Consider the following 21,956-nt stretch of genomic DNA (forward strand, 5'->3'; position numbering starts at 1 on the left):
TCTAGTCCAGCGGCTTTCTGAAGTGGAACGCCGCGATGGACATCCGCTCGCGCAGATAGAAGCGGTGCGCGTCGGTGCGGTGCGTACCGGAGTCCAGCTCCAGCTCGTGGCAGCCGAGGGCGCGGGCGCGCTCCTCCAGGTGGGCCAGGAGCGCGCGCCCTACACCTCCGGAGCGGACGGCCGCCGAGGTGACCAGGTCGTCGACGTACAACTGACGCAGCGTGCCGGTGTTGACGATCACCCGCCAGCCGGCGACCCCGGCGCACACCCCCTCGTCGGTGTAGGCGGCGGTGAACCGCAGCCCCTGCGCGTGCCCCTCCTCGTACACCTGCCCGAAGAGCTCCTCGGTCAGATGCGGGCGCAGCTCGCGCAGAACGGGCAACAGCTCGGTGGCGAGCCGGGGATCGCCCGGCTTCACGTCAACGATCTCCATGGGCCGCACCCTAGACAATCGCTACGGGACGAGGACCAGCCGCCCCCGGACCCCGCCCTCGGCCAGCCGGGCGTGCGCCTTGGCGGCCTCGTCCAGGCCGTAGGTCTCGGCCACCCGCAGGGTCAGCACGCCCTCGTCCACCAGCCGCGACAGCTCGGCCAGCCGCGCCCCGTCGGCGTCCACCTCGACCGCCGTGGTCCGCACGCCCCGCACGGACGCCGGGTGGGCCCCCGGACGGACGCCCACGTAGGCGCCGCCGTCCCGCACCCACTCCAGGGCCCGCTCACCGAGGAACGCCGCGTCCAGGACGGCGTCGGCCTCGCCCGGCGCCGCCTCGGCGGTCGTGAAGCGCGCCGCCCCCAGGGACCGTACGAGCTCCTCGTCCCCCTCGCGGGCGACCGCGGTCACCTCGATCCCGCGGTGCGCGGCGAGCTGCACGGCGAACCCGCCGACCGCGCCGGCCGCGCCCGTCACCAGCAGCGACTGCCCGACCGAGAGCTCCAGCAGGTCCAGGGCCTGCGCGGCGGTCAGCGCGTTCAGCGGCAGCGTGGCCGCGTGCGCGGCGTCCGCCGTCGTCGGCGCCTTGGCGACCGCGTCCGTGTCGACGACGACGTACTCGGCGTGCGTGCCGAGCGGCTTCGCCATGCCGTAGTGCAGGGCCACCACCTCGTCGCCGACGCTCCACGCTCCCCCATCGACGCCCACGGCGTCGACCGTCCCGGCCACGTCCCAGCCGAGGCCGATCCGCCGGCCGGCCCCGCCGAAGAACCCGGCCCTGACCCCCGCGTCGACCGGGTTCAGCGCGGCGGCCGCCACCTTGATCCGCACCTCGCGCGCACCCGGCTCGGGCAGCTCGCTCTCCACGATCTCCACGACCTCGGGCCCGCCGAACTCCGTCACCACTGCAGCACGCATGACCAACAACTCCCCTTGTCAGCTGTTCGCTTCGGTATCTCCTCCGCTGCGCACAACCCTAGGAAGAGCTACTATCTTTCAGTAAGTAGTTACCTTGGAGTGCGTTGGTCCCCCGGAGGTGAGCCCATGCCGACCACGACCGCGGCACAGCGGCGCGAACAGGCCCGTATCGAGTACGACGCGTTCATCCGCGGCTGCCCCACCAACCAGCTGCTCGACCGGATCAGCGACAAGTGGGTCAGCCTGGTGGTCGCCGCGCTCGCCGCCGGCCCCATGCGCTACAGCGACCTCGGCCGCCGGATCGCGGGCGTGAGCCCCAAGATGCTGACGCAGACCCTGCGTTCACTGGAGCGCGACGGCCTGCTGACCCGCACGGTCACACCGTCCGTCCCGGTCCGCGTCGACTACGAACTCACCCCGCTCGGCGCCAGCCTGGCCTGCCTGCTGACCGCCGTGAAGGACTGGGCGGAAACCCACTTCAACGAGGTCCACGCGGCCCGCGACCGCTACGACTCGGACAGCGAGCCCGGGACGGAGAGCTAGCCGGAGCGGGGGGCGATCGGGCGTGGGCCGAGGCCGGAGGGCGGGCCGCGCCGGCCGAGGCCGGAAGGCGACCGGGCGCGAGCCCAAGCGGGGAGGCGACCCGACGCGGGCCGAAGCCGGAGGACGACGCGCCGCGAGCCGGAGTCGGAGGACAACCGGGCGCCGACCGGAGTAGGAGGGTGGCCCGGCGCCGGCCGAGGCCGGAAGGCGACCGGGTGCGAGCCGGAGTCGGAGGCTGACCGGGCGCCGGCCGAAGCCCGGGAGCAGCCCGGCGCCCGCCGGAGCAGGAGGGCAGCCCGGCGCTAGCCGAAGGCGCAGAAAAGACCCGCGTGGGCGCTACTCGCGCCCTTCCCGCAGGCGGGTTACCTGTTCTCCGCTGAATTCCACCGTTCGCCGCATGTGGCCGACGATCACGGCGAGTTCGGTGTCGTTCAGGTCGTCGAAGAGCGCCGTCCAGTCGCCGCCCAGCCGGTCCCACATCCGTCCGAACTCGGCGATCTTCTCCGGCACGGTCGCCACGAGCACCCGGCGCCGGTCGGCCGCGTCCCGCTCCCGGACGACGTATCCCGTCTTCTCCAGCCGGTCCACCAGCCGGGTCGCCGACCCGGTCGTCAGCCCCGTCAGCTCCGCGACCCGGCCCGTCGTCACCGGGCCGCTCTCCAGCGTGAGCAGGTTCAGGCACTGCAGATCGGTGGGGTGCAGGCCGAGCCGGTCGGCGACGGCCTGGTTGAACAGGGCGTACGACGCCATGTAGCGGCGGGAGACGGTGGACAGCTCGGCCAGCAGCCTCGCCCGCTCGGTCCCGTTCCCGGACATGCCGCACTCCCCTTCGTCTGCGCCGCGCAGAGATCGTATCGATCGTACGCCGCGCAGCTCGTCCGTCCCGCTCAGAACGAGTACGCGTCCCCGGTGTCGAGCACCAGCACCCGCACCTGGTCGTTCGTCCGGTCGCGGTCCACCATGCCGCCGCTCCACACCGTGGCGATCTCCAGCCTGACCTCCTGCGGCCGGTCCCGCAGCATCAGCCCGAGGTCGATCCGCTGTCCGGGCCCGTCCGCGGGCAGCGGGCCCGTGCCGCACACCACCTCCCGCTCACCCGTGCGGACGCAGCCGACCGGCAGGATCTGCCGGTCGGCGAGCGGAACCGACCAGCGCAGCCGCACGTCGGCCTCCGGGACGGCGGACGGCCCGTGGTTGCTCGGGGTCAGCTGGACCTCGACCCGGTCCCCCTCCATCACCGCCGAGCCGTGAAACGCCAGGTCGGCCTCCGGTACCCCGCCCGCCCGTGCGGGCCCGGTGACCGTGACCGCGGCGAGTACGGCACCCCCCATTGCAAGCACCTTCGTCGTCGTCCGCATGCTCACCACTCCGCGTTGTGCGTTGTTTTCGTTATGTATGTCGTGTACGTCGTGTACGTCGTGCCGGTCCTGATACCGGTATGACAAACACATCTATCCCCCGTGCGGCAGCGGACAGGCGCCATCCATCAGGTGACGCGCGCGTGCGAGGCTGGCGGACATGCCGATCCTCCGCTCCGCCGCCCTCTTCGTCGTCGCCGCGTTCTTCGAGATCGGCGGCGCCTGGCTGGTCTGGCAGGGCGTGCGCGAGCACCGCGGCTGGCTGTGGGTGGCGGGCGGGGTGCTGGCCCTCGGCGCGTACGGCTTCGTCGCCACCTTCCAGCCGGACGCCCATTTCGGACGCATCCTCGCCGCGTACGGCGGGATCTTCGTCGCCGGTTCGATCCTGTGGGGCGTGGTCGCCGACGGCTACCGGCCCGACCGCTGGGACCTCGCCGGCGCGCTGATCTGCCTCGCCGGCATGGCCGTGATCATGTGGGCGCCGAGGAGCGGGAGCTGACGGCGGCCTACCCTGGTCGGGAAACGAACGTGCGCACGTCCCCAGGACCCGAGGAGCAGCCCATGGCCCCCGCAGCACCGTCCGCCGCCTCCCGCATCGCCGTCGTCACGGGTGCGAGCAGCGGTATCGGCGCCGCCACGGCACGCGAGCTCGCCCGGGCCGGCTACCGGGTCGTCCTCACCGCCCGCCGCAAGGACCGCATCGAGGCGCTGGCGGAGGAGATCGCCGCGGCGGGCCACGCGGCGACGGCGTACCAGCTCGACGTCACCGACCGGGCGGCGGTGGACGAGTTCGCGACGGCCTTCAAGACCGTCGGCGTCCTGGTCAACAACGCGGGCGGCGCGCTCGGCGCCGACCCGGTGGCCACCGGGGACCCGGCGGACTGGCGCACGATGTACGAGACCAACGTCATCGGCACCCTGAACCTCACCCAGGCCCTGCTCCCCAAGCTGGAGGCGAGCGGCGACGGCACGGTCGTCGTGGTGTCCTCCACCGCGGGCCACGGCACGTACGAGGGCGGCGGTGGCTATGTCGCCGCCAAGCACGGCGCCCACGTCCTCGCGGAGACCCTGCGCCTGGAGATCGTCGGCAAGCCGGTCCGGGTCATCGAGATCGCCCCCGGCATGGTCAAGACCGAGGAGTTCGCCCTGACCCGCTTCGGCGGCGACACGGACAGGGCGGAGAAGGTCTACCAGGGCGTGGCCGAGCCCCTCACCGCCGGCGACGTGGCCGAGACGATCGCCTGGGCCGTCACCCGCCCCAGCCACGTCAACGTGGACCTCCTGGTCCTGCGCCCGCGCGCCCAGGCCTCCAACACCAAGGTCCACCGGGAGCTGTGATGCCCGAGGTTCCCGAAGTCCCCGAGGTTTCCGAGGTTTCCGAGGTTTCCGCGAACAGCGCCTCCGCCGAGAAGCGCCGCCTGGAGCAGGAGACCAAGAACGAGCGCCAGGTCTGGTACTTCCTGGCCTACTTCCTCTTCGGCATCCACTTCATCGCGTTCGTCATGATCTACGCGGTGCGGCACGCGAAGTAGCGCGCCGTCCCGCCGACCGCGGGGGGCACCTGGTCGGCGGGACGGCTGTCAGTGGTGCGGGGACCGCATCACGTTCCGCACCGGCACCGGATCGGGCCGCGCGGACGGGGACGGGCGGACGAGCCGTCCCACCGCTCCCGCGACCGCGACGGCCACGAGGGTGATCAGGACGCCCATCGCGACCGGCCGGGCCGGGCAGCGGACGCCGCGACCTCGCGGAACCGGTCCCAGCGCACCTGGGGCCGGGCCAGACCCCGGCGTTGCAGATACCGGTCGGTGGCCCGCTGGGTGCTGCGCAGCACCCGCGGCGCGTCGCTCGGCCGTCCCGAGCCCATCGGCTCCAGCACCTTGCCGGGAACCAGCAGCCAGCCCTCGTCGGTCCGGCACAGCTCACCGCGGACCAGCGCGTTCCGCATGTGGTTGAGCCGCTCGTCGTGCCGGTGCACCAGCAGCGAGGCCGGGCCGGGAGCCACCGCGCGGTCGTCGGGCGGGAGCACCGCGAAGCCGCCGGCCGCCGGTGCCGTCCGGGTCCGGGCCAGGACGGGCGCCCCGGACGCGTCGCGGGCGCCGAGGACCGCGGTGGAGTAGCCGGCGAGCCGCGCGGCCCCGGGCAGCGGTGCGCCGCCCGCGACGGCTGACATCTGCGGCAGGGGCGGCACCGAGGCGGGCCGCACGATCACCTGTTCCGGAGCCACGGTGATGACGAGCCGCAGGTAGTACCAGTCCATCAACCGCCGCATGGGCCACGCGAGATACGACCGGCTGTGCGGCTGCCGCTCGAAGAGCATCCGCCAGTAGTCCTCAAGGTCCTCGGGGCCCGTCCTGATGTCCTCGGGGCACTCGGCCCGGCCGCCGACGAAGATCTGCGGGGCGTCGCCGAGACCGCTGCCGGTGGGGTCGGAGAAGAGCAGGGCGACGCGTCCGTCCCGGCGCACGTTCAGCGCCTTCTGCGCGAACGCCAGGGACGTGGTCAGCCGGAGCGTGCCGTCCTCGTGCCGCCGCACCGCCGTCGGCCAGGCCAGCGGCGTACCGTCCCGGCCCAGCGTGGCGAACTCGCAGGTGCGGTAGGCGTCGAGGACGGCGAGCGGGGCGGAGTCGAGGACGGTCACCGTCCCGCCTCCCCGGTCAGCGGGGCCCGCATGCCGCGGCAGAAGGAGGCGTACTGCCGCCGGCCCACCAGCCGCCACACGAGGCGTCCCAGCAGCGGCGCCCGGCCGAGGAAGTAGGCCCGCTCCTCCTCGGTGGCGTCCTCCAGAATCGCGCCGATGGCGAGCATGACCTTGTTCTTCGGGAGGGTCTCCAGCCCGCGGCGGCCGACCTCGTCCCATTCGTCGACGGTCAGGTGCTCCTCGACCAGCGGAAGGACCAGCCGCTCCTCGTCGTCGAGGTGGTCGAGCAGCACGAGCCGGTGCTCCTCCAGCGCCAGGGCGAGCTCCTGCCCGGCGACGCTGTCGGCCGACCGCTGCCACTGGGGTGCCCACTGCGCGACCGCCGCCAGGGTGGCGTCGATGCGTTCGTGCTGCTCGGCCATCCGGACGACCAGCTCCTCGTTCGCGGCCCGAGCGCGCACGAGCGGCCAGATCAGCTCGTCCTCAAGGGTGTGGTGGTGGTGCAGACCCGTCACGTAGTCGGTCAGATAGGCCGAGACCTCCGCGGCCCGTGCCGACGCGCCGTCCGGTACGGCACGCACCAGCCGGGGCAGCAGCGCCGACTCGCGGCGGAAGACGCGGTGGACCACGACCATCTCGTGGGTGTAGGGACGCCCGTCGGCGGGGAGGCCGGACGGTGCACTGCTGAGGGACACGCGGGTGTGCTCCAACGATCGGTTTCGGACAACGGATGCCCACGCTGCCGCCGCCCACTTGGCGACGACTTGGCGTCCCGCTCGGCGCCGTGCCCGATGCCTTCCTGGCCAGGGCGTTTACCCCTCATTGACGGGATGCGTACGGTCCTCGGCTAGATTCCGGCGACGTGCTGCGTATCAGAGTCCTGGGTCCTTTGGGTGCCGACGTCGCGGGGGAACCGGTGGGACTGGGAGCCCCGCGGCAGCGGGCGCTCCTCGCGCTTCTGATCGCGGCCCGCGGCGCGGTGGTCTCCGTCGACCGCGTGGCGGACGACCTGTGGCGCGGGGCGCCCCCGGCCAAGGCGACCGTGTCCCTGCACGCGTACGTGTCGAACCTGCGCCGCCTGCTCGAACCCGAGCGGCTGCCCCGTACCCCCGCCTCGGTCCTGGTCTCCTCGCCCCCGGGATACGCCCTGCGGCTGCCCGAAGAGGCGGTGGACGCCTGGCGTTTCGAGGCCTGGGTGGGCCGCGCCCGGCGCGCCCCGGCCGCGCAGGCCCGCGAGTCGCTGGCCGAGGCGCTGCGCTGGTGGCGGGGGCCCGCCTTCCTGGAGCACGCGGACGAGACCTGGGCGGGGCCCGAGGTGGCCCGGCTGGGCGCGCTGCGCGCCGAGGCCCGTGAACTCGCCGTCGCGGCCGATCTGCGCACCGGGCACCTGGCCGAGGCCGCAGCGGCGGCCGAGGAGATGGTGCGGGAGAGCCCGTTGCGGGAGGAGGGCTGGCGGCTGCTGACGCTCGCCCACTGGGCCGGCGGCCGGCGCGGCGATGCCCTCGGCGCGCTGCGCGGCGCGAAGTCCGTACTGCGCGACGAACTCGGCTGCGATCCCTCCCCGGCCCTGGCGGAGCTGGAACAGGCCGTCCTCGCCCAGCGGCTGGACGTGCTGCGCGCGGCCGTACCGGAACCGCCGTCGGCCGGCGCCGCCCCGGCCGGTCTGCCCGGCGGCGGACACGAGCTCTTCGTCGGCAGGAGCGCGGAGTTGCGAGCCCTGGACACGGCCGCGCGGGCCGCCCGGCGCACGGGCGGCACGGTGCTGGTCACCGGGGAGGCGGGCGCGGGCAAGTCCGCCCTGCTCGGCCGGCTCGCCGACCGTCTGCGCAGGGAGGGCTGGACGGTGGTGATCGGCCGCTGCCCGGAGTACGAGGGCGCACCGCCGGCCTGGGCCTGGGTGGAGGCGCTCGGCACGCTCGCCCGGACCGTGCCCCCGGCGCAGCACCGGGAACTGGCGGCCCTGCTGTACGAACCGGACGGCACGGCCGCCACGACCCGCGACGAGGCGACCGCGGGACTCTTCCGTATGCACCGCGCCTTCACCGCCTGGCTCCGGGACGCGGCCGGCGCGCGGCCGCTCGCCGTGCTGGTCGAGGACCTGCACCGCGCCGACGGCCAGACCCTCGCCCTGCTCGAAGCGGCGACCGCGGTCACCGGCGTGGCCCTCCTCACCGTCGCCAGCTACCGCCCGGCCGAGGGGGGCGAGCAGCTGGCCAAGACCCTGGCCCACCTCGCTCCCCGGCTGCCGCACCGCATCGCGCTCACCGGTCTGTCACCGGGCGACGTCGCCACCGTGGTCGACGCCGTCTGCGGCGAACCCGTGGACGCGACCACGGTGGCGGCGCTCGCCGAACGCACCGGCGGCAATCCGTTCTATGTATGGGAGAGCGCGCGGCTGCTGGCCGGCGAGGGCGCGCTGGTGGCCGTGTCCGAGGTACCCCAGGGGGTGCGGGACGTGCTGCGCAGACGGCTGGCGCTGCTGTCCGCCGACGCGCGTGCGGCCCTGCGGCTCGCGGCCGTCGCGGGGCTGGAGTCCGACGTGGCGCTGCTGGCGGACGCGGACGAGGAGACCGTACTGGCGGGGCTCGACGCCGCCGTGGCCGCGGATCTGCTGACCGAGCCCGGGCCCGGACGCGTCCGGTTCGTGCACGCGCTGGTCCGCGACACCGTGTACACCGACCTGTCGGGCATACGCCGCTCGCGCCTGCACGACCGCATCGCCCGGGAACTGCGCCGGCACCGCCCGGACGACCTGGCCGGACTGGCCCACCACTTCGCCCGCTCGGGCAGGACGGCGAACGCTCCCCTGGCCGTCGACTACGCGCTGCGCGCCGCCGAGGTGGCCGAGCGGCGCTACGCCCACGACGTGGCCGTCGGGCTGATCCAGCAGGCCCTGGACGCGCAGGCCGCGGCCACCGCCGACACCGACGCCCACCCGGACGACACGGTCGCGCTGCTGGTGCGGCTGCTCGGCGCGCAGGTGCGGGCCGGTGCCACGGACGCGGCCCGGCACACCCGGCAGCAGGCGGTCGACCTGGCGGTGCGGGCGGGCCGGGACGACCTGGCCGCGGCGGTCTACGGCGCCTGGACCGAGCCCTCGCCCTGGCGCAGCCGGCTGGAGGGCTTCTGGGACCGGACCGCGCTGGCCCGCCTGGAACGGCTCGCCCACGACGACACACTGGACGGTCCGACCCGTGCCCGCGTGCTCCAGGTCCTGGCGGACGCGGTGGCGGGCGAGGACGCGCCACGGGCGGCCACGGCGGCGCGGGCCCAGCTGGCGCTGGCGCGGGCCGACGGCGAACCGCGGCTGCTGGCCTCGGCGCTGATGACGTCGGCCCGGCTGCTGCCGCACGAACTGCAGGGCGCCGACCGCACGCCGCTCGTCGACGAACTGCGCGGCCTCGCCCGGACGCACGACCTTCCCGCCTACCACTGGGTGTGCGAGCACCTCGACGGACTGACCGCCGCGACCCGCAACGATCCGGACGCGGTACGCCGGCACACCGCCGCGGGCCTGGAACTGGCGCAGCGCTACCGGATGCGCTGGGCGCGGGCCATCAACGCCACCACGTTGGCCATGCTGGCCGCGACCGCCGGCCGTTTCGACGAGGCGGAGGCCCGGTACGCCGAGGCGGACGGGCTGTTCCAGCGGGTCGGGGCGCACCACGCCACGGGCCCGCGCACGCTGGGCCTGTGGACCATCCGGCTCACCCAGGGGCGGGAGGCCGACATCGAGCCGGTCGTCCGCCAGGTGCACGCGGCCGTCGGCGCCCCCGTCGCCGTCGCGCACGCCCTGGTCCTGGCCCGCCTGGGCCGGCTGGACGAGGCCCGGGCCGTGTCCTTCCCGCCGCGTCCGGTGACGGACCACCTCTACGGCGTGGAGCTGGACTACCGCTGCGAGCTCGCGGTCCGGCTGGGCGACCGGGACACGGCGGCCGAGCTGATCCGGCAACTGCTGCCCCTGCGGGAGCAGTTCGCCGGCGCGGCGGGCGGGGCGTACGCCACGCGTCCGCTCGCCCATCCGCTCGGCGACCTGTACCGGTTCACCGGTGAGCGGCGGTCCGCGGCCGAGGCCTACGCCCTGGCCGAGCGAGTCGCCCGCGCCTGGGACTCGGCCCACCACGCCGCCGCGGCACGTCGGGCCGCGGCCCGGCTCGGTTAGCCCGGCCCGGCCGGCCCGGCCGCGTCAGCCCTTCACGCAGACGACCTGCTTCAGCTTCGCCACTACCTCAACGAGGTCCCGCTGCTGGTCGATGACCTGCTCGATCGGCTTGTAGGCGCCCGGGATCTCGTCGACGACGCCGGAGTCCTTGCGGCACTCCACGCCCCGTGTCTGCTCCTCCAGGTCCTTCGTCGAGAAGCGGCGCTTGGCCGCGTTGCGGCTCATGCGCCGGCCGGCGCCGTGCGAGGCCGAGTTGAAGGACTGCTCGTTCCCGAGGCCCTTCACGATGTACGAGCCGGTGCCCATGGAGCCGGGGATGATCCCGTACTCGCCGGAGCCCGCGCGGATCGCGCCCTTGCGGGTGACGAGCAGGTCCATGCCCTCGTACCGCTCCTCCGCCACGTAGTTGTGGTGGCAGGAGATCTCCGGCTCGAAGGTGACCTTCGCCTTCTTGAATTCGCGACGGATCACCTCCTTGGAAATCGCCATCATGACGGCGCGGTTGTACCGCGCGTATTCCTGCGCCCAGAACAGGTCGTGCCGGTACGCGGCCATCTGCGGGGTGTCCGAGACGAAGACCGCGAGGTCACGGTCGACCAAGCCCTGGTTGTGCGGGAGCTTCTGGGCCACGCCGATGTGGTGCTCGGCCAACTCCTTGCCGATGTTCCGGGATCCGGAGTGCAGCATGATCCAGACCGCATTGTCCGAATCGAGACAAAACTCCCAAAAGTGATTTCCGCTGCCGAGCGTGCCCATCTGCTTCGTCGCCCGCTCCTCGCGGAACTTCACGGCCTCGGCGACCCCGTCGAAGCGTCCCCAGAACCCGTCCCAGCCGGCGGTCGGCAGACCGTGCAGCCGTCCGGGGTCCACGGCGTCGTCATGCATCCCCCGCCCCACCGGAATGGCCTGCTCGATCTTCGACCGGAGCCGGGAGAGATCACCGGGGAGGTCGTTAGCGGTCAGTGACGTCCGCACCGCCGACATGCCGCAGCCGATGTCGACGCCGACCGCCGCCGGGCACACCGCGCCCCGCATCGCGATGACCGAGCCGACCGTCGCACCCTTTCCGAAGTGGACGTCCGGCATGACCGCCAGGCCCTTGATCCAGGGCAGGGTGGCGACGTTGCGGAGCTGCTGCAGCGCCACGTCCTCCACGGTCGCGGGATCGGTCCACATACGGATCGGAACCTTCGCGCCCGGCATTTCCACGTACGACATATCGTCCTCTTTCCCCCGGTAACCAAACAGAAGCCTTGAAACGCAAAAACCGGAGCCAAGGTCAACGAAAGGGACAACGGACCGGCGTCCACGGTGGTGCGTGCGATACACATTGTTGTCTGGGGGCGCCCCGCCGCGGCAAGCGATTAACCAGCGGGGACACTGGATCACCGACCGCGGCTTTCGTCGCGCGGACACCGTCGAGAGGAGCCTGACCGTGCAGCGGAAGGCCTACGTACCCGGCACCGCAGCGCTCCTCGCGGCCCTGCTGGCCGGCTGCACCAGCGGCTCGGCGGACAAGGACACGACGGACAACGCGAACCCGGGCACCGGCACCACGGCCTCCGCGGTCGCCGAGCCCGGCAAGTACCGCGTCCTGCCCGAAGCCTGCAGCGCGGTCGACCACGACACCCTCGACTCCCTGCTGCCCGGCATCGCGCAGATCGCCGACGCGGATCAGCGGGACAAGGCGTACGAGGGCGAGGCGACGCTGACGTACGACACCGACCGGAAGGTCGGCTGCCGCTGGAAGGTCGAGTCCGCCGCCGCGACCGACCACCTGCTCGTCGACTTCGAGCGGGTCGTCTCGTACGACACCGCGGTCAGCGACGACAGCCAGGCCGAGCAGCTCTACGCCACCCGGGAGACCGCGGCCGACCTGCCCGAGCCCACCGCCTCCACGGTGGCCGCCGGCAGCGAGCCGAGCTCCTCGTCCACCGAGTCGCCCTCGTCGCCCTCCTCGTCGCCGACGTCCTCGCCGACGTCGACCGTGTCCCCGACCGGCTCCCCGTCCGGCTCCCCGCCCGCCTCCGGATCGGGCTCCGGCTCGCAGTCCTCCCCCTCCGCCTCCTCCGCCGCCAACCTCCAGCCCCGCACCCTCGACGGGCTCGGCGACGAGGGCTTCCTCGACGACCAGCTGAACGGCGCCGGTTCGGCGGCCGGACAGCGGACGGTGACTGTGGTGTTCCGCACGTCCAACGTCATCGTGACCATCGAGTACGAGGAGCAGCCGACCGCCACCGGCACGGTCCCGGACAGCAAGGAAATGCAGGACAGGGCGCAAAATCTGGCCGCACAACTGGCCGACTCCCTCAACGGTTAGCCGCGCCGCGGCCCCGCGCCGGGGCCGTACGCAAAGCCCGTGAACCGGAACCGCACAGCTCGCTCACCGCGTACCGTGACCCCTCGGACCCGATCCGACCGCAGGAAACCCGAGCGTCATGAGTGAAGGAACCATGCAGCGAGCAGCCATGCGAGACGACCACCGTGCCCAGCGTGACGAGCGTGACCAGCGAGCGGGAGGCCTCCGCCGCATCCTTGTCTGCGCCGCCGCCGTCCCCGTGATGCTCGTCGCCGCCGGCTGCTCCTCGGACTCCGGCGACGACGGCGGCGACAAGGCCCAGCAGTCCGCCAGCAGCAGCGCCACCGGCGGCGACAACACCAAGAGCGCCTCCCCGACCGTGCAGGCGGCCGCCTACCGGAAGCTTCCGGAGGTGTGCGGGGTGGTGTCGGGCAAGACTCTGGGCGAACTCGTACCGAAGGGGTCGAAGTCGGGCAAGGAGGGCTCTACGGACGATACGGCGTCCCGTGCCAGCTGCTCCTGGAACAGCCTGGACAACAACGGCGTGAAGGGCTCCCAGTTCCGCTGGCTCAACGTCTCCCTCCTCCGCTTCGACTCCGACGCCAGCCGCGGCTCCGCCGAGAAGCAGGCGCAGGCGTACTACCAGAAGCAGGTCCAGGACGCCCGGTCCGTGGACGGCGCGAAGAACGCCAACTCGGCGCCGGTCTCCGGAACGGGTGACGAGGCGACCTCGGTGCGCTACGACCTGAAGAAGAAGGAAGGCACCTTCAAGCAGCACACGGTCGTGGCGCGCGTCGAGAACGTCGTCATCACCCTCGACTACAACGGTGCGGGCCTGGCCGGCGACAAGACGCCGAGCGCCGACACCCTGTCGAAGGCGGCCCTGAAGGCGGCCAAGGAGGTCGTCGCCTCGGTGACCTCGGCGAACAGCGGAGGGTCGGGCTCCGGGGCGAATTCGGGCACGACGAAGCCCTCGCCGTCCAAGTCGGCGTCGAAGTCGGCGGGCGGTTCCTCCTCGAAGGCCCCGAGTGCCTCTCCGTCCAAGTCAGCGTCGAAGAAGAGCTGACCGTCACACCTGGCACACAACGCCCAGCTCATCCACACAATGTGACGGAGTCCGGCCTTCCGCCGGGCCGGGCTCCGGGACCACCGGCAACACGTTCGCCGCACTCATGTGCCACCCTGTTGCGCGCAACAACACGCAAGGGGAGGGGAGTACGTGGCCGCGCCACTGCAGCTGACTCGGATGCACCGCATCCTCATTGGCGTGGTCGTGACCGGCGCCGTGATCATCGCCGGTATCGGCTTCGCCGGTTCCTACGCGGCCGTCCGCGAGCTGGCCATCCAAAAGGGCTTCGGGAACTTCTCGTACGTCTTCCCGATCGGCATCGACGCGGGCATCTGTGTCCTGCTCGCCCTGGACCTGCTGCTCACCTGGATCCGCATCCCGTTCCCGCTCCTGCGCCAGACGGCCTGGGTGCTGACCGCGGCGACGATCGCCTTCAACGGCGCCGCCGCCTGGCCGGACCCGCTGGGCGTGGGCATGCACGCGGTGATCCCGATCCTGTTCGTGGTCGCCGTCGAGGCCGCCCGCCACGCCATCGGCCGGATCGCCGACATCACCGCCGACAAGCACATGGAGGGCGTCCGCCTCACCCGCTGGCTGCTCTCCCCCGTGCCGACCTTCCTGCTGTGGCGCCGGATGAAGCTGTGGGAGCTGCGCTCCTACGACCAGGTGATCAAGCTGGAGCAGGAGCGTCTCGTCTACCAGGCCCGCCTCCAGGCCCGCTTCGGCCGCGCCTGGCGCCGCAAGGCCCCGGTGGAGTCCCTGATGCCGCTGCGCCTGGCCCGCTACGGAGTCCCTCTCGGCGAGACGGCCCCGGCAGGCCTGGCCGCGGCGGGCATCGAGCCGGCGGTGATACCCCCGGCACGGACGCAGGCCACCCCCGCGCCCGTCCCGCAGCAGAGCGCTCCTCCCGTCGAGCAGCGCCCCGAGCTGCTCGGCAACCCCAACGCCGGGCAACCGGAAGCCCCGCAGGCCCCGGACGACCAGAGCCCGTGGTTCCAGGGCCCCCTTGAGCAGATCAACTACCAGGGCGACTACGACCCCACCTTCGACCCCCCGTACGTGCCCGAGCAGCAGTACGCGGCCTGGTTCGCGGAGCAGCAGCAGTACCAGGAGTTCCAGGAACAGCAGCAGCGGTTCCTGGAGCCCGAGGCCGCCGAGCCCTCCCCGGAGGACACCGGCAGCTTCCCCATCCCGGTGGGCCCGAACCGCACCCGCGAACTCGGCGAGGGCGGCGGCCCGCCGGAGCCCGACGAGGAGGCCTACTACCAGGTCTTCCGCCAGTCGATAGACGGCAGCTTCCCCACCCCCGGCCAGTACCGCGACGACGTGGAGTCGACGTACGGCATCGCGCTCCCGGCCCGCGAGGCCGACCGCATGGTCAACCGCTTCACCAACCGCTTCAACGCGGAACTGGAAGCCGACCACATCGCCTGACGGCGGAGCACGGCAGTCGGAAGCAGACGGAAGTAAACGGACACGGCGCACAGAAAAGGGGCCCTCTCGCGAGGGCCCCTTTCCGTTGCGTCCTACTCCCCGAGCAGCTTGCGCACCCGGTCCTGCCCGACCGCCAGCAGCAGCGTGGGCAGCCGCGGCCCGGTGTCCCGGCTCACCAGCAGGTGGTACAGCAGCGCGAAGAACGTCCGCTGGGCGGTCTTGATCTCCGGCGGCAGCTCCTTGGGCGTGGCGTCGGCGGAGAACCCGGCCTGGACCTTGGGCACGCCGTAGACGAGGTGGGTCAGCCCGTCCAGGGACCAGTGCTCGGCCAGCCCGTCGAGCAGCAGCCGCACCGACTGCTGGGAGGCCTCGTCGAGGGACTTCAGCAGCTCGGCGTCGGGCTCGTCGCGCACGATGGTCCGCTGGTCGGCGGGGACGTGCGTGTTGATCCAGGCCTCGGCCTTGTCGTACCGCGGCCGGGCCTCGTCCAGCGAGCCGAGCGGGTTCTGCGGGTCCAGCTCGCTGAGGATCCGCAGCGCCTGGTCCTGGTGCCCGGCGGTGATGTCGGCGACCGACGCCAGCGTCCGGTACGCCATCGGGCGCGCCGTCTTTGTCAGCTCACCGGCGGCGGTCCGCACCGCGCGGGAGTGCGCGGCGACGTCGGCCGGCAGCGCGGAGCCGTCGGCGACCTTGCCCGCGAGCTTGTCCCACTCGTCGTACAGCCGCTGGATCTCCTGGTCGAAGGCGATCTTGAAGGACTGGTTCGGCCGGCGCCGGGCGTACAGCCAGCGCAGGATCTGCGGCTCCATGATCTGCAGGGCGTCCGCCGGGGTCGGCACGCCGCCCCGGGAGGACGACATCTTCGCCATGCCGGAGATGCCGACGAACGCGTACATGGGACCGATGGGCTGCTTGCCGCCGAAGATCCCGACGATCTGCCCGCCGACCTGGAACGACGACCCCGGCGAGGAGTGGTCGACACCGGACGGCTCGAAGATCACGCCCTCGTACGCCCACCGCATCGGCCAGTCGACCTTCCAGACCAGCTTGCCGCGGTTGAACTCGCTCAGCCGGACGGTCTCCGAGAAGCCGCACTCGTCGCAGGTGTAGGCCAGCTCGGTGGTGTCGTCGTCGTACGAGGTGACGGTGGTGAGGTCCTTGCCGCAGTCGCCGCAGTACGGCTTGTACGGGAAGTACCCGCCCAAGCCGGAGCTGCCGTCGTCCTCGCTCGCCGCGCCCGAACCCTCCTCGGCCTCCAGCTCGGCCTCGTCGACGGCCTTCTGCTGCTGCTTCTTCGCGGCCTTCGGCTTGGTCCGGTACTGCGCGAGGATCGCGTCGATGTCGCCACGGTGCTTCATGGCGTGCAGGATCTGCTCGCGGTACACCCCGGAGGTGTACTGGTCCGTCTGGCTGATCCCGTCGAACTCGACGCCCATCTCGGCCAGCGACTCGACCATGGCGGCCTTGAAGTGCTCGGCCCAGTTCGGGTACGCGGAGCCCTTCGGGGCGGGCACGGCGGTCAGGGGCTTGCCGATGTGCTCGGCCCAGGACTCGTCGATGCCCGCGATGCCGGCCGGCACCTTGCGGTAGCGGTCGTAGTCGTCCCAGGAGATGAGGTGGCGCACCTGGTACCCGCGCCGCCGGATCTCGTCGGCGACCAGGTGGGGGGTCATGACCTCGCGCAGGTTCCCCAGGTGGATGGGGCCCGAGGGCGACAGACCGGAGGCGACGACGACCGGTTTGCCCGGGGCCCGACGCTCCGACTCCTCGATGACCTCATCCGCGAAACGGGAGACCCAGTCGGTGGTCTCGGTGCTCTGAGCCACGTTCGGCACGTCCTCTTGTCCTGGAACTCTTGTGGGACCTCCATACTCCCAGACCGACCCTCGACCGGGAAAACCGCTTTACCTCCCATGGGATACTGGCCGGGTCTATCCATCCCCACGAGGAGAACGGCACCCATTCCTATGGCCCCGGTCACGTCCCTCAGCGACTCAGTCCAGCAGCACCTCGCGACGGCTCTCTCGGCGGCCCTGCCGGACGCCGGCTCCGCGGACCCGCTGCTGCGACGAAGCGACCGGGCCGACTTCCAGGCCAACGGGATCCTGGCGCTGGCCAAGAAGGCCAAGGCGAACCCGCGGGAGCTGGCCACCCAGGTCGTCTCCCAGGTCGTCGCGGGTGACGTGATCAAGGAGATCGAGGTCTCCGGCCCCGGCTTCCTCAACATCACCATCAGCGACAGGGCGATCACCGAGAACCTGGCCGCGCGGTACGCGGACACGGACCGCCTCGGCGTCCCGTTCGCGGAGCGGCCCGGCACGACGGTGATCGACTACGCCCAGCCGAACGTGGCGAAGGAGATGCACGTCGGTCACCTGCGCTCCGCCGTGATCGGCGACGCGGTCGTCCAGATCCTGGAGTTCACCGGCGAGAGCGTGGTCCGCCGGCACCACATCGGCGACTGGGGCACCCAGTTCGGCATGCTCATCCAGTACCTGGACGAGCACCCGCACGAGCTGGACCACAAGGCCGCCGAGGTGACCGGCGAGGAGGCGATGTCGAACCTCGACCGCCTCTACAAGGCCGCGCGGGGGCTCTTCGACTCCGACGAGGAGTTCAAGACGCGGGCCCGCCGCCGGGTGGTCGACCTCCAGGCCGGCGAGCCGAAGACCCTCGCCATGTGGCAGAAGTTCGTGGACGAGTCGAAGATCTACTTCTTCTCCGTCTTCGAGAAGCTGGACATGGAGGTCCGCGACCCCGACATCGTCGGCGAGTCCGGCTACAACGACATGCTGGCCGAGACCTGCCGCCTCCTGGAGGAGTCCGGCGTCGCGGTCCGCTCCGAGGGCGCCCTGTGCGTCTTCTTCGAGGACGTCAAGGGCCCGGACGGCAAGCCGGTCCCGCTGATCGTGCAGAAGTCGGACGGCGGCTACGGCTACGCGGCCACCGACCTCTCGGCGATCCGCGACCGCGTCTTCAACCTGAAGGCGAACACGCTCCTGTACGTCGTCGACGCCCGGCAGGCCCTGCACTTCCGGATGGTCTTCGAGACGGCCCGCCGCGCGGGCTGGCTGAACGACGACGTGAAGGCGCAGCAGCTCGCCTTCGGCACGGTCCTCGGCAAGGACGGCAAGCCGTTCAAGACCCGTGCGGGCGAGACGGTCAAGCTGCAGGACCTCCTCGACGAGGCGGTCGACCGCGCCACGACCGTCGTCCGGGAGAAGGCCGAGAAGGTGGGCCTGTCCGAGCGGGAGATCGTCGAGAACGGCCGGTACGTCGGCATCGGCGCGGTGAAGTACGCCGACCTGTCGACCTCCGCCGTGCGCGACTACAAGTTCGACCTGGACCAGATGGTCTCGCTGAACGGCGACACGTCCGTCTACCTCCAGTACGCGTACGCCCGTATCCAGTCGATCCTGCGCAAGGCCGGCGAGGCCCGCCCGACGGCCCACCCGGAGCTGGAACTGGCGCCCGCCGAGCGCGCGATGGGCCTCCACCTGGACCAGTTCGCCGAGACCGTTCTGGAAGTGGCGTCGGCGTACGAGCCGCACAAGCTGGCCGCGTACCTCTACCAGCTGGCGACGCTCCTCACGACCTTCTACGACCAGTGCCCGGTCCTGAAGGCCGAGACCCCGCAGCAGATGGAGAACCGCCTGTTCCTGGTCGACCTGACGGCCCGCACCCTGCACCAGGGCATGGCCCTGCTGGGCATCCGGACGCCTGAGCGTCTCTGACCACGGCACATACGTCGACGGCCCCCGCCGGAGGACTTCCCTCCGGCGGGGGCCGCTGTCGTCACGGGCCGGGCCATCGGCCCCCTACGGCCGGGCGCGCGAATTCGCACCACACCGCCTTGCCGAGCCCTCGCTCCCCCACCCCCCACTTGTCGGCGAGGGCGGCCACGAGCAACAGCCCGCGCCCGCCCTCGTCCGCCTCGTCGGCGACCCTCGGGGTGCCGGATCCGCTGTCGTGCACCTCGACCCGGAAGACGTCGCCGTCGTAGCGGAGCCGCAGCAGGAAGCCGCGGCCCGGCGGGACTCCGTGCAGCAGCGCGTTGGTGGCCAGCTCGGTCACGCAGAGCGTGATGTCGTCGGCCCGTTCCCAGTCGTACAGCCCCCAGTACTTCGACGTCCACCACGCGAACCGCCGCGCGGCGGGCGCGGACCTGCGGTCTCGGGCGTAGAACTGGTCGCGGTGACAGGGGAGTTCGTTTCCGGCGTTCACAGGACGAATGTCGCGCAGCGTAACTACCGTAGATCACTGGGTGAGCCCGTACAGATTTTTTGTACGGGTTCGTACGGGGTCGCGTACGGGCAGGGTGGGGAGTTGGACCGGCATGAACTCCAAGAAGCCTCCGCGAAGGAAGAACCTCTCGGCCATGAAGATGCTCGGGGTTCAGGTCGGAACGGCTCGCCGTGCGGCGGGCTTCACCCAACGGGCCCTGGGCGAGCGGCTCATGGTCGACGAGGAGACGATCGCGTCGATCGAACAGGGCCGACGGCCGCTGAAGCGGGATCTGGCCGAGCTGCTCGACCAACTTCTGGAGACCAAAGGGCTGTTGAGCGCCGGGGTGGACAACCTGCCGGAGATCGACCAGTTCCCGCTCTACGCGGAGCAGTACATGGCGCACGAGCGGGAGGCCATCGCCCTGTCCTGGTACGACGCGCTGGTCGTCCCCGGCCTGCTCCAGACCCGCGAGTACGCGCGCGCGGTGCTGCGCGAGCGCGTACCGGCGTACGACGAGGACGAGTTGGCGACCAAGACGGAGGCTCGGGTCGCCCGCCAGGAGATCCTGCAGCGCAAGTGCCCACCGACGTTGAGTTTTGTGGTGTGGGAGCCGGTGCTGTACATCGGTTTCGGGGGCGAGGAAGTCCGCCGCGATCAGCTCCGTCGGCTACTGGAGTGCGCCGAACTTCCGGGACTGTCAGTGCAGTTCCTGTCACGGACATCCACGCACGCGGGCGTGAACGGCCCCTTCACCCTGCTGGAGACACCCGATTACCAGCACCTCGCCTACACGGAGGGCCAACGCGGCAGCCAGTGGGTTTCTGACCCGGATGAGGTGTCCATCCTGGCGCGCAAGTATGCGATGCTGCGGTCACAGGCCATGTCCCCTCAGGAGTCGAAGGGCCTGCTCAACCGCCTGCTAGGAGACAAATGAGCACCGCATTGCAGTGGTTCAAGTCGAGCTATAGCGGCGATGAGGGCGGCCAGTGCCTCGAAGTTGCCCCCACCCTCCACACCATCCACATCCGCGACTCCAAGAACACCCCCGAAGACGGCCCCACCCTCCAGGTCACCCCGGCCACGTGGATTGCCTTCACCGCTTGCTTCAAGTGACCGTTGGGCCGCCCGCTTCTTCCTCAGTGTCGTGCCTCCACGACCCGAGTAAAGGGCGCTCCGCGTCGCCTTCGGCGATGGCCCTACGGGCCACCCTTGACTCGGCCCGCTCCAGCACGGGTGAGAAGCGAGCGAGCAGCCCGGAGAAAGTGGCCGGCTTGGGGGGTTTGCCGTGGGGTGGGCTGCGTTCTGGGCCAGGGATGACGGGCGCGACCGCGCCTCGCCTGCACGCCGGGTGGACTTAGCGGCGAACGGCCAGTGGGAGGTGGCGCGGTCGCGTCTCGCCTGCACGCCGGGAGGGTTTGGCGGGTTGCGGGCAGTGGGAGGTGGCGCGGTCGCGCCTCGCCCGCACGCCGGGTGGGCTTAGCGGGTGGACGGCCGGTGGGCGGGAGCGCGCGAGCCAAGTGGCGGCACGCCGGGAGGGTTTGGCGGGTTGCGGGCAGTGGGAGGTGGCGCGGTCGCGCCTCGCCCGCACGCCGGGAGGGCTTAGCGAGTGGACGGCCGGTGGGCGGGAGCGCGCGAGCCGAGTCGCGGCACGTTGGGTGCGCTTAGCGGGTGGACGGCCGGTGGGCGGGAGCGCGCGAGCCGAGTCGCGGCACGCCGGGGGCTTAGCGAGTGGACGGCCAGTGGGCGGGAGCGCGCGAGCCAAGTGGCGGCACGCCGGGAGGGTTTGGCGGCTTACGGCTGGTGGGAGGTGGCGCGGTCGTGCCTCGGCAGCACGCCGGGGGTTGGCGGCGAGCGGCCGGTGGAAGGCTGGTGCGCATCGGCTGGGCGGCGGCACGCCGGGTGAGCCCAGCGGCGAGCGGTCGGTGGGTGGCTGGGTGGGGGCGCACGTCGGGTGGGTTTGGCAGCTATCGGTGAGTAGCGGGAGAGGGTGCGGGCTGGTGGGCGGGGGACGTCCCGCCTCGCTCGTCACATTGGCCTCACCGATCACGTCCCGGGAAGCAAGTGGACGCTTTCGGCCAGCCGGGACCTCAACATCCAGGGCTGATGCGACCATCGGATGTCCCAAACCTTCCACATGCTTACCCAAGGCGACCCACGGTCCACCGGGGCCTGCCATCCGACCCGCACACACCCTCCCCCCCACCACCAGGACACAGCCCAGCCGCCCGAGCATGCGACGCGCACCCACACCTCACCACTGTCGACGGCAAGTCGCCCTTCCCAGCAGCAAGCCGGCACCTAGCCTTGGCGGGCCCGCCTTCCCGGCCGCAGGCCGCTAAGCCGTCCTGGCGTGCCGCCGCTCGGCCCGCGCGCCCCCACCCACCGGCCGCAAGCCGCTAAGCCCCCCGGCGTGGGAGCCAGGCGCGTCCGCGCCACCCGCCCACCGGGCGCTCGTCGCCAAACCAGTCGGTGCCAGCGAGACGCGGATGCGCCCCACCCACCGGTCATCCACCCGCTAAGCCGTCCCGGCGTGCCGGCGAGACGTGGATGCGCCCCACCCACCGGTCATCCACCCGCTAAGCCGTCCCGGCGTGCCGGCGAGACGTGGATGCGCCTCACCCACCGGCCGTTCACCCGCTAAGCCGTCCCGGCGTGCCGCCGCTTGGCCTGTGCGCTCCCACCCACCGGCCGCAAGCCGCTAGACCGGCCCGGCGTGCATGTGAAGTGCGGTTGCGCCACCCACCCACCGGCCGCAAGCCGCTGGGCCCACCCGGCGTGCCGGCGAGACGTGGATGCGCCTCACCCACCGGCCGTTCACCCGCTAAGCCGTCCCGGCGTGCCGCCACTCGGCCTGCGCGCCCCCACCCACCGGCCG

20 protein-coding genes are annotated in these 21,956 nt (G+C 72.1%); 11 read left to right on the plus strand and 9 right to left on the minus strand.

Annotated features, from left to right (window positions below):
- Position 1 precedes the first annotated feature (1 nt).
- Together IPZ69_RS19860 and IPZ69_RS19865 are read right to left on the minus strand one after the other, a co-directional pair.
- The gene (locus IPZ69_RS19860) at positions 2 to 433 is read right to left on the minus strand and encodes a GNAT family N-acetyltransferase (RefSeq protein WP_235455503.1); all 432 of its coding nucleotides are present in this window, start codon (positions 431 to 433) and stop codon (positions 2 to 4) included.
- Positions 434 to 454: 21 nt separating this feature from the next.
- Entirely contained in the window at positions 455 to 1,348 is an 894-nt protein-coding gene (locus tag IPZ69_RS19865) for an NADP-dependent oxidoreductase (protein WP_235455504.1), read from the minus strand.
- A 126-nt stretch (positions 1,349 to 1,474) separates the two neighbouring features.
- Here IPZ69_RS19865 and IPZ69_RS19870 point away from each other — a divergent pair, with 126 nt between their 5' ends.
- On the plus strand, positions 1,475 to 1,891 hold the full coding sequence (locus IPZ69_RS19870; protein WP_235455505.1) for a winged helix-turn-helix transcriptional regulator: 417 nt from the start codon (positions 1,475 to 1,477) through the stop codon (positions 1,889 to 1,891).
- 336 nt (positions 1,892 to 2,227) lie between these two features.
- Here IPZ69_RS19870 and IPZ69_RS19875 read toward each other — a convergent pair whose 3' ends face one another.
- Together IPZ69_RS19875 and IPZ69_RS19880 are read right to left on the minus strand one after the other, a co-directional pair.
- Positions 2,228 to 2,707 carry a MarR family winged helix-turn-helix transcriptional regulator gene (locus tag IPZ69_RS19875; RefSeq protein ID WP_235455506.1) on the minus strand — a complete coding sequence of 160 codons (480 nt, stop codon included), beginning with the start codon at positions 2,705 to 2,707 and terminating at the stop codon, positions 2,228 to 2,230.
- Positions 2,708 to 2,778: 71 nt separating this feature from the next.
- The gene (locus tag IPZ69_RS19880; RefSeq protein WP_235455507.1) at positions 2,779 to 3,249 is read right to left on the minus strand and encodes a hypothetical protein; all 471 of its coding nucleotides are present in this window, start codon (positions 3,247 to 3,249) and stop codon (positions 2,779 to 2,781) included.
- Between the two features lie 160 nt (positions 3,250 to 3,409).
- Between IPZ69_RS19880 and IPZ69_RS19885 the strand changes: the two genes are divergently transcribed.
- From IPZ69_RS19885 to IPZ69_RS19895, 3 genes are all read left to right on the plus strand, one after another.
- Positions 3,410 to 3,748: a YnfA family protein gene (locus IPZ69_RS19885; protein ID WP_235455508.1), complete on the plus strand. Its 339-nt coding sequence runs from the start codon at positions 3,410 to 3,412 to the stop codon at positions 3,746 to 3,748.
- Between the two features lie 62 nt (positions 3,749 to 3,810).
- Positions 3,811 to 4,587, plus strand: coding sequence for an SDR family NAD(P)-dependent oxidoreductase (locus IPZ69_RS19890; protein WP_235455509.1), 777 nt, complete (start codon positions 3,811 to 3,813; stop codon positions 4,585 to 4,587).
- Positions 4,587 to 4,781 (plus strand): hypothetical protein, encoded by a 195-nt coding sequence (locus IPZ69_RS19895; RefSeq protein ID WP_235455510.1) that lies wholly within the window; start codon positions 4,587 to 4,589, stop codon positions 4,779 to 4,781. Before IPZ69_RS19890 ends, IPZ69_RS19895 begins: the two co-directional genes overlap by 1 nt.
- Before the next feature lie 164 nt (positions 4,782 to 4,945).
- Here IPZ69_RS19895 and IPZ69_RS19900 read toward each other — a convergent pair whose 3' ends face one another.
- Both IPZ69_RS19900 and IPZ69_RS19905 read right to left on the minus strand, forming a co-directional pair.
- Positions 4,946 to 5,890, minus strand: a complete 945-nt coding sequence (locus IPZ69_RS19900) for a pyridoxamine 5'-phosphate oxidase family protein (RefSeq protein WP_235455511.1) — start codon at positions 5,888 to 5,890, stop codon at positions 4,946 to 4,948.
- Positions 5,887 to 6,585: a hemerythrin domain-containing protein gene (locus tag IPZ69_RS19905; RefSeq protein ID WP_235455512.1), complete on the minus strand. Its 699-nt coding sequence runs from the start codon at positions 6,583 to 6,585 to the stop codon at positions 5,887 to 5,889. The genes IPZ69_RS19900 and IPZ69_RS19905 overlap by 4 nt, the downstream gene beginning before the upstream one ends.
- A gap of 167 nt (positions 6,586 to 6,752) precedes the next feature.
- Between IPZ69_RS19905 and IPZ69_RS19910 the strand changes: the two genes are divergently transcribed.
- Positions 6,753 to 10,052: a BTAD domain-containing putative transcriptional regulator gene (locus tag IPZ69_RS19910; protein ID WP_235455513.1), complete on the plus strand. Its 3,300-nt coding sequence runs from the start codon at positions 6,753 to 6,755 to the stop codon at positions 10,050 to 10,052.
- A gap of 24 nt (positions 10,053 to 10,076) precedes the next feature.
- On the opposite strand, the gene IPZ69_RS19915 is transcribed toward IPZ69_RS19910, so the two are convergent.
- On the minus strand, positions 10,077 to 11,270 hold the full coding sequence (locus IPZ69_RS19915) for an RtcB family protein (protein ID WP_235455514.1): 1,194 nt from the start codon (positions 11,268 to 11,270) through the stop codon (positions 10,077 to 10,079).
- A gap of 217 nt (positions 11,271 to 11,487) precedes the next feature.
- Between IPZ69_RS19915 and IPZ69_RS19920 the strand changes: the two genes are divergently transcribed.
- The 3 genes from IPZ69_RS19920 to IPZ69_RS19930 all read left to right on the plus strand — a co-directional run bounded on the left by IPZ69_RS19920 (position 11,488) and on the right by IPZ69_RS19930 (position 14,854).
- Positions 11,488 to 12,372 carry a DUF3558 domain-containing protein gene (locus IPZ69_RS19920; RefSeq protein WP_235455515.1) on the plus strand — a complete coding sequence of 295 codons (885 nt, stop codon included), beginning with the start codon at positions 11,488 to 11,490 and terminating at the stop codon, positions 12,370 to 12,372.
- Positions 12,373 to 12,490: 118 nt separating this feature from the next.
- Positions 12,491 to 13,417 (plus strand): DUF3558 domain-containing protein, encoded by a 927-nt coding sequence (locus IPZ69_RS19925; RefSeq protein ID WP_235455516.1) that lies wholly within the window; start codon positions 12,491 to 12,493, stop codon positions 13,415 to 13,417.
- Positions 13,418 to 13,570: 153 nt separating this feature from the next.
- A complete protein-coding gene (locus IPZ69_RS19930; protein WP_374293503.1) occupies positions 13,571 to 14,854 on the plus strand; it encodes a DUF2637 domain-containing protein in 1,284 nt (427 codons plus the stop codon).
- Positions 14,855 to 14,946: 92 nt separating this feature from the next.
- Here IPZ69_RS19930 and lysS read toward each other — a convergent pair whose 3' ends face one another.
- Positions 14,947 to 16,689: a lysine--tRNA ligase gene (lysS, locus tag IPZ69_RS19935; protein ID WP_235455517.1), complete on the minus strand. Its 1,743-nt coding sequence runs from the start codon at positions 16,687 to 16,689 to the stop codon at positions 14,947 to 14,949.
- A gap of 132 nt (positions 16,690 to 16,821) precedes the next feature.
- Between lysS and argS the strand changes: the two genes are divergently transcribed.
- Positions 16,822 to 18,588, plus strand: coding sequence for an arginine--tRNA ligase (gene argS / locus IPZ69_RS19940; RefSeq protein ID WP_235455518.1), 1,767 nt, complete (start codon positions 16,822 to 16,824; stop codon positions 18,586 to 18,588).
- A 61-nt stretch (positions 18,589 to 18,649) separates the two neighbouring features.
- On the opposite strand, the gene IPZ69_RS19945 is transcribed toward argS, so the two are convergent.
- Entirely contained in the window at positions 18,650 to 19,078 is a 429-nt protein-coding gene (locus IPZ69_RS19945) for an ATP-binding protein (RefSeq protein WP_235455519.1), read from the minus strand.
- 112 nt (positions 19,079 to 19,190) lie between these two features.
- Between IPZ69_RS19945 and IPZ69_RS19950 the strand changes: the two genes are divergently transcribed.
- Both IPZ69_RS19950 and IPZ69_RS19955 read left to right on the plus strand, forming a co-directional pair.
- Positions 19,191 to 20,015, plus strand: coding sequence for a helix-turn-helix domain-containing protein (locus IPZ69_RS19950; protein WP_235455520.1), 825 nt, complete (start codon positions 19,191 to 19,193; stop codon positions 20,013 to 20,015).
- The gene (locus tag IPZ69_RS19955; RefSeq protein ID WP_235455521.1) at positions 20,012 to 20,194 is read left to right on the plus strand and encodes a DUF397 domain-containing protein; all 183 of its coding nucleotides are present in this window, start codon (positions 20,012 to 20,014) and stop codon (positions 20,192 to 20,194) included. The genes IPZ69_RS19950 and IPZ69_RS19955 overlap by 4 nt, the downstream gene beginning before the upstream one ends.
- The last annotated feature ends 1,762 nt before the right edge of the window (positions 20,195 to 21,956 follow it).

Origin of the sequence: Streptomyces olivochromogenes (genome assembly GCF_021538895.1) — a bacterium.
GTDB classification, from domain to species: domain Bacteria; phylum Actinomycetota; class Actinomycetes; order Streptomycetales; family Streptomycetaceae; genus Streptomyces; species Streptomyces olivochromogenes_A.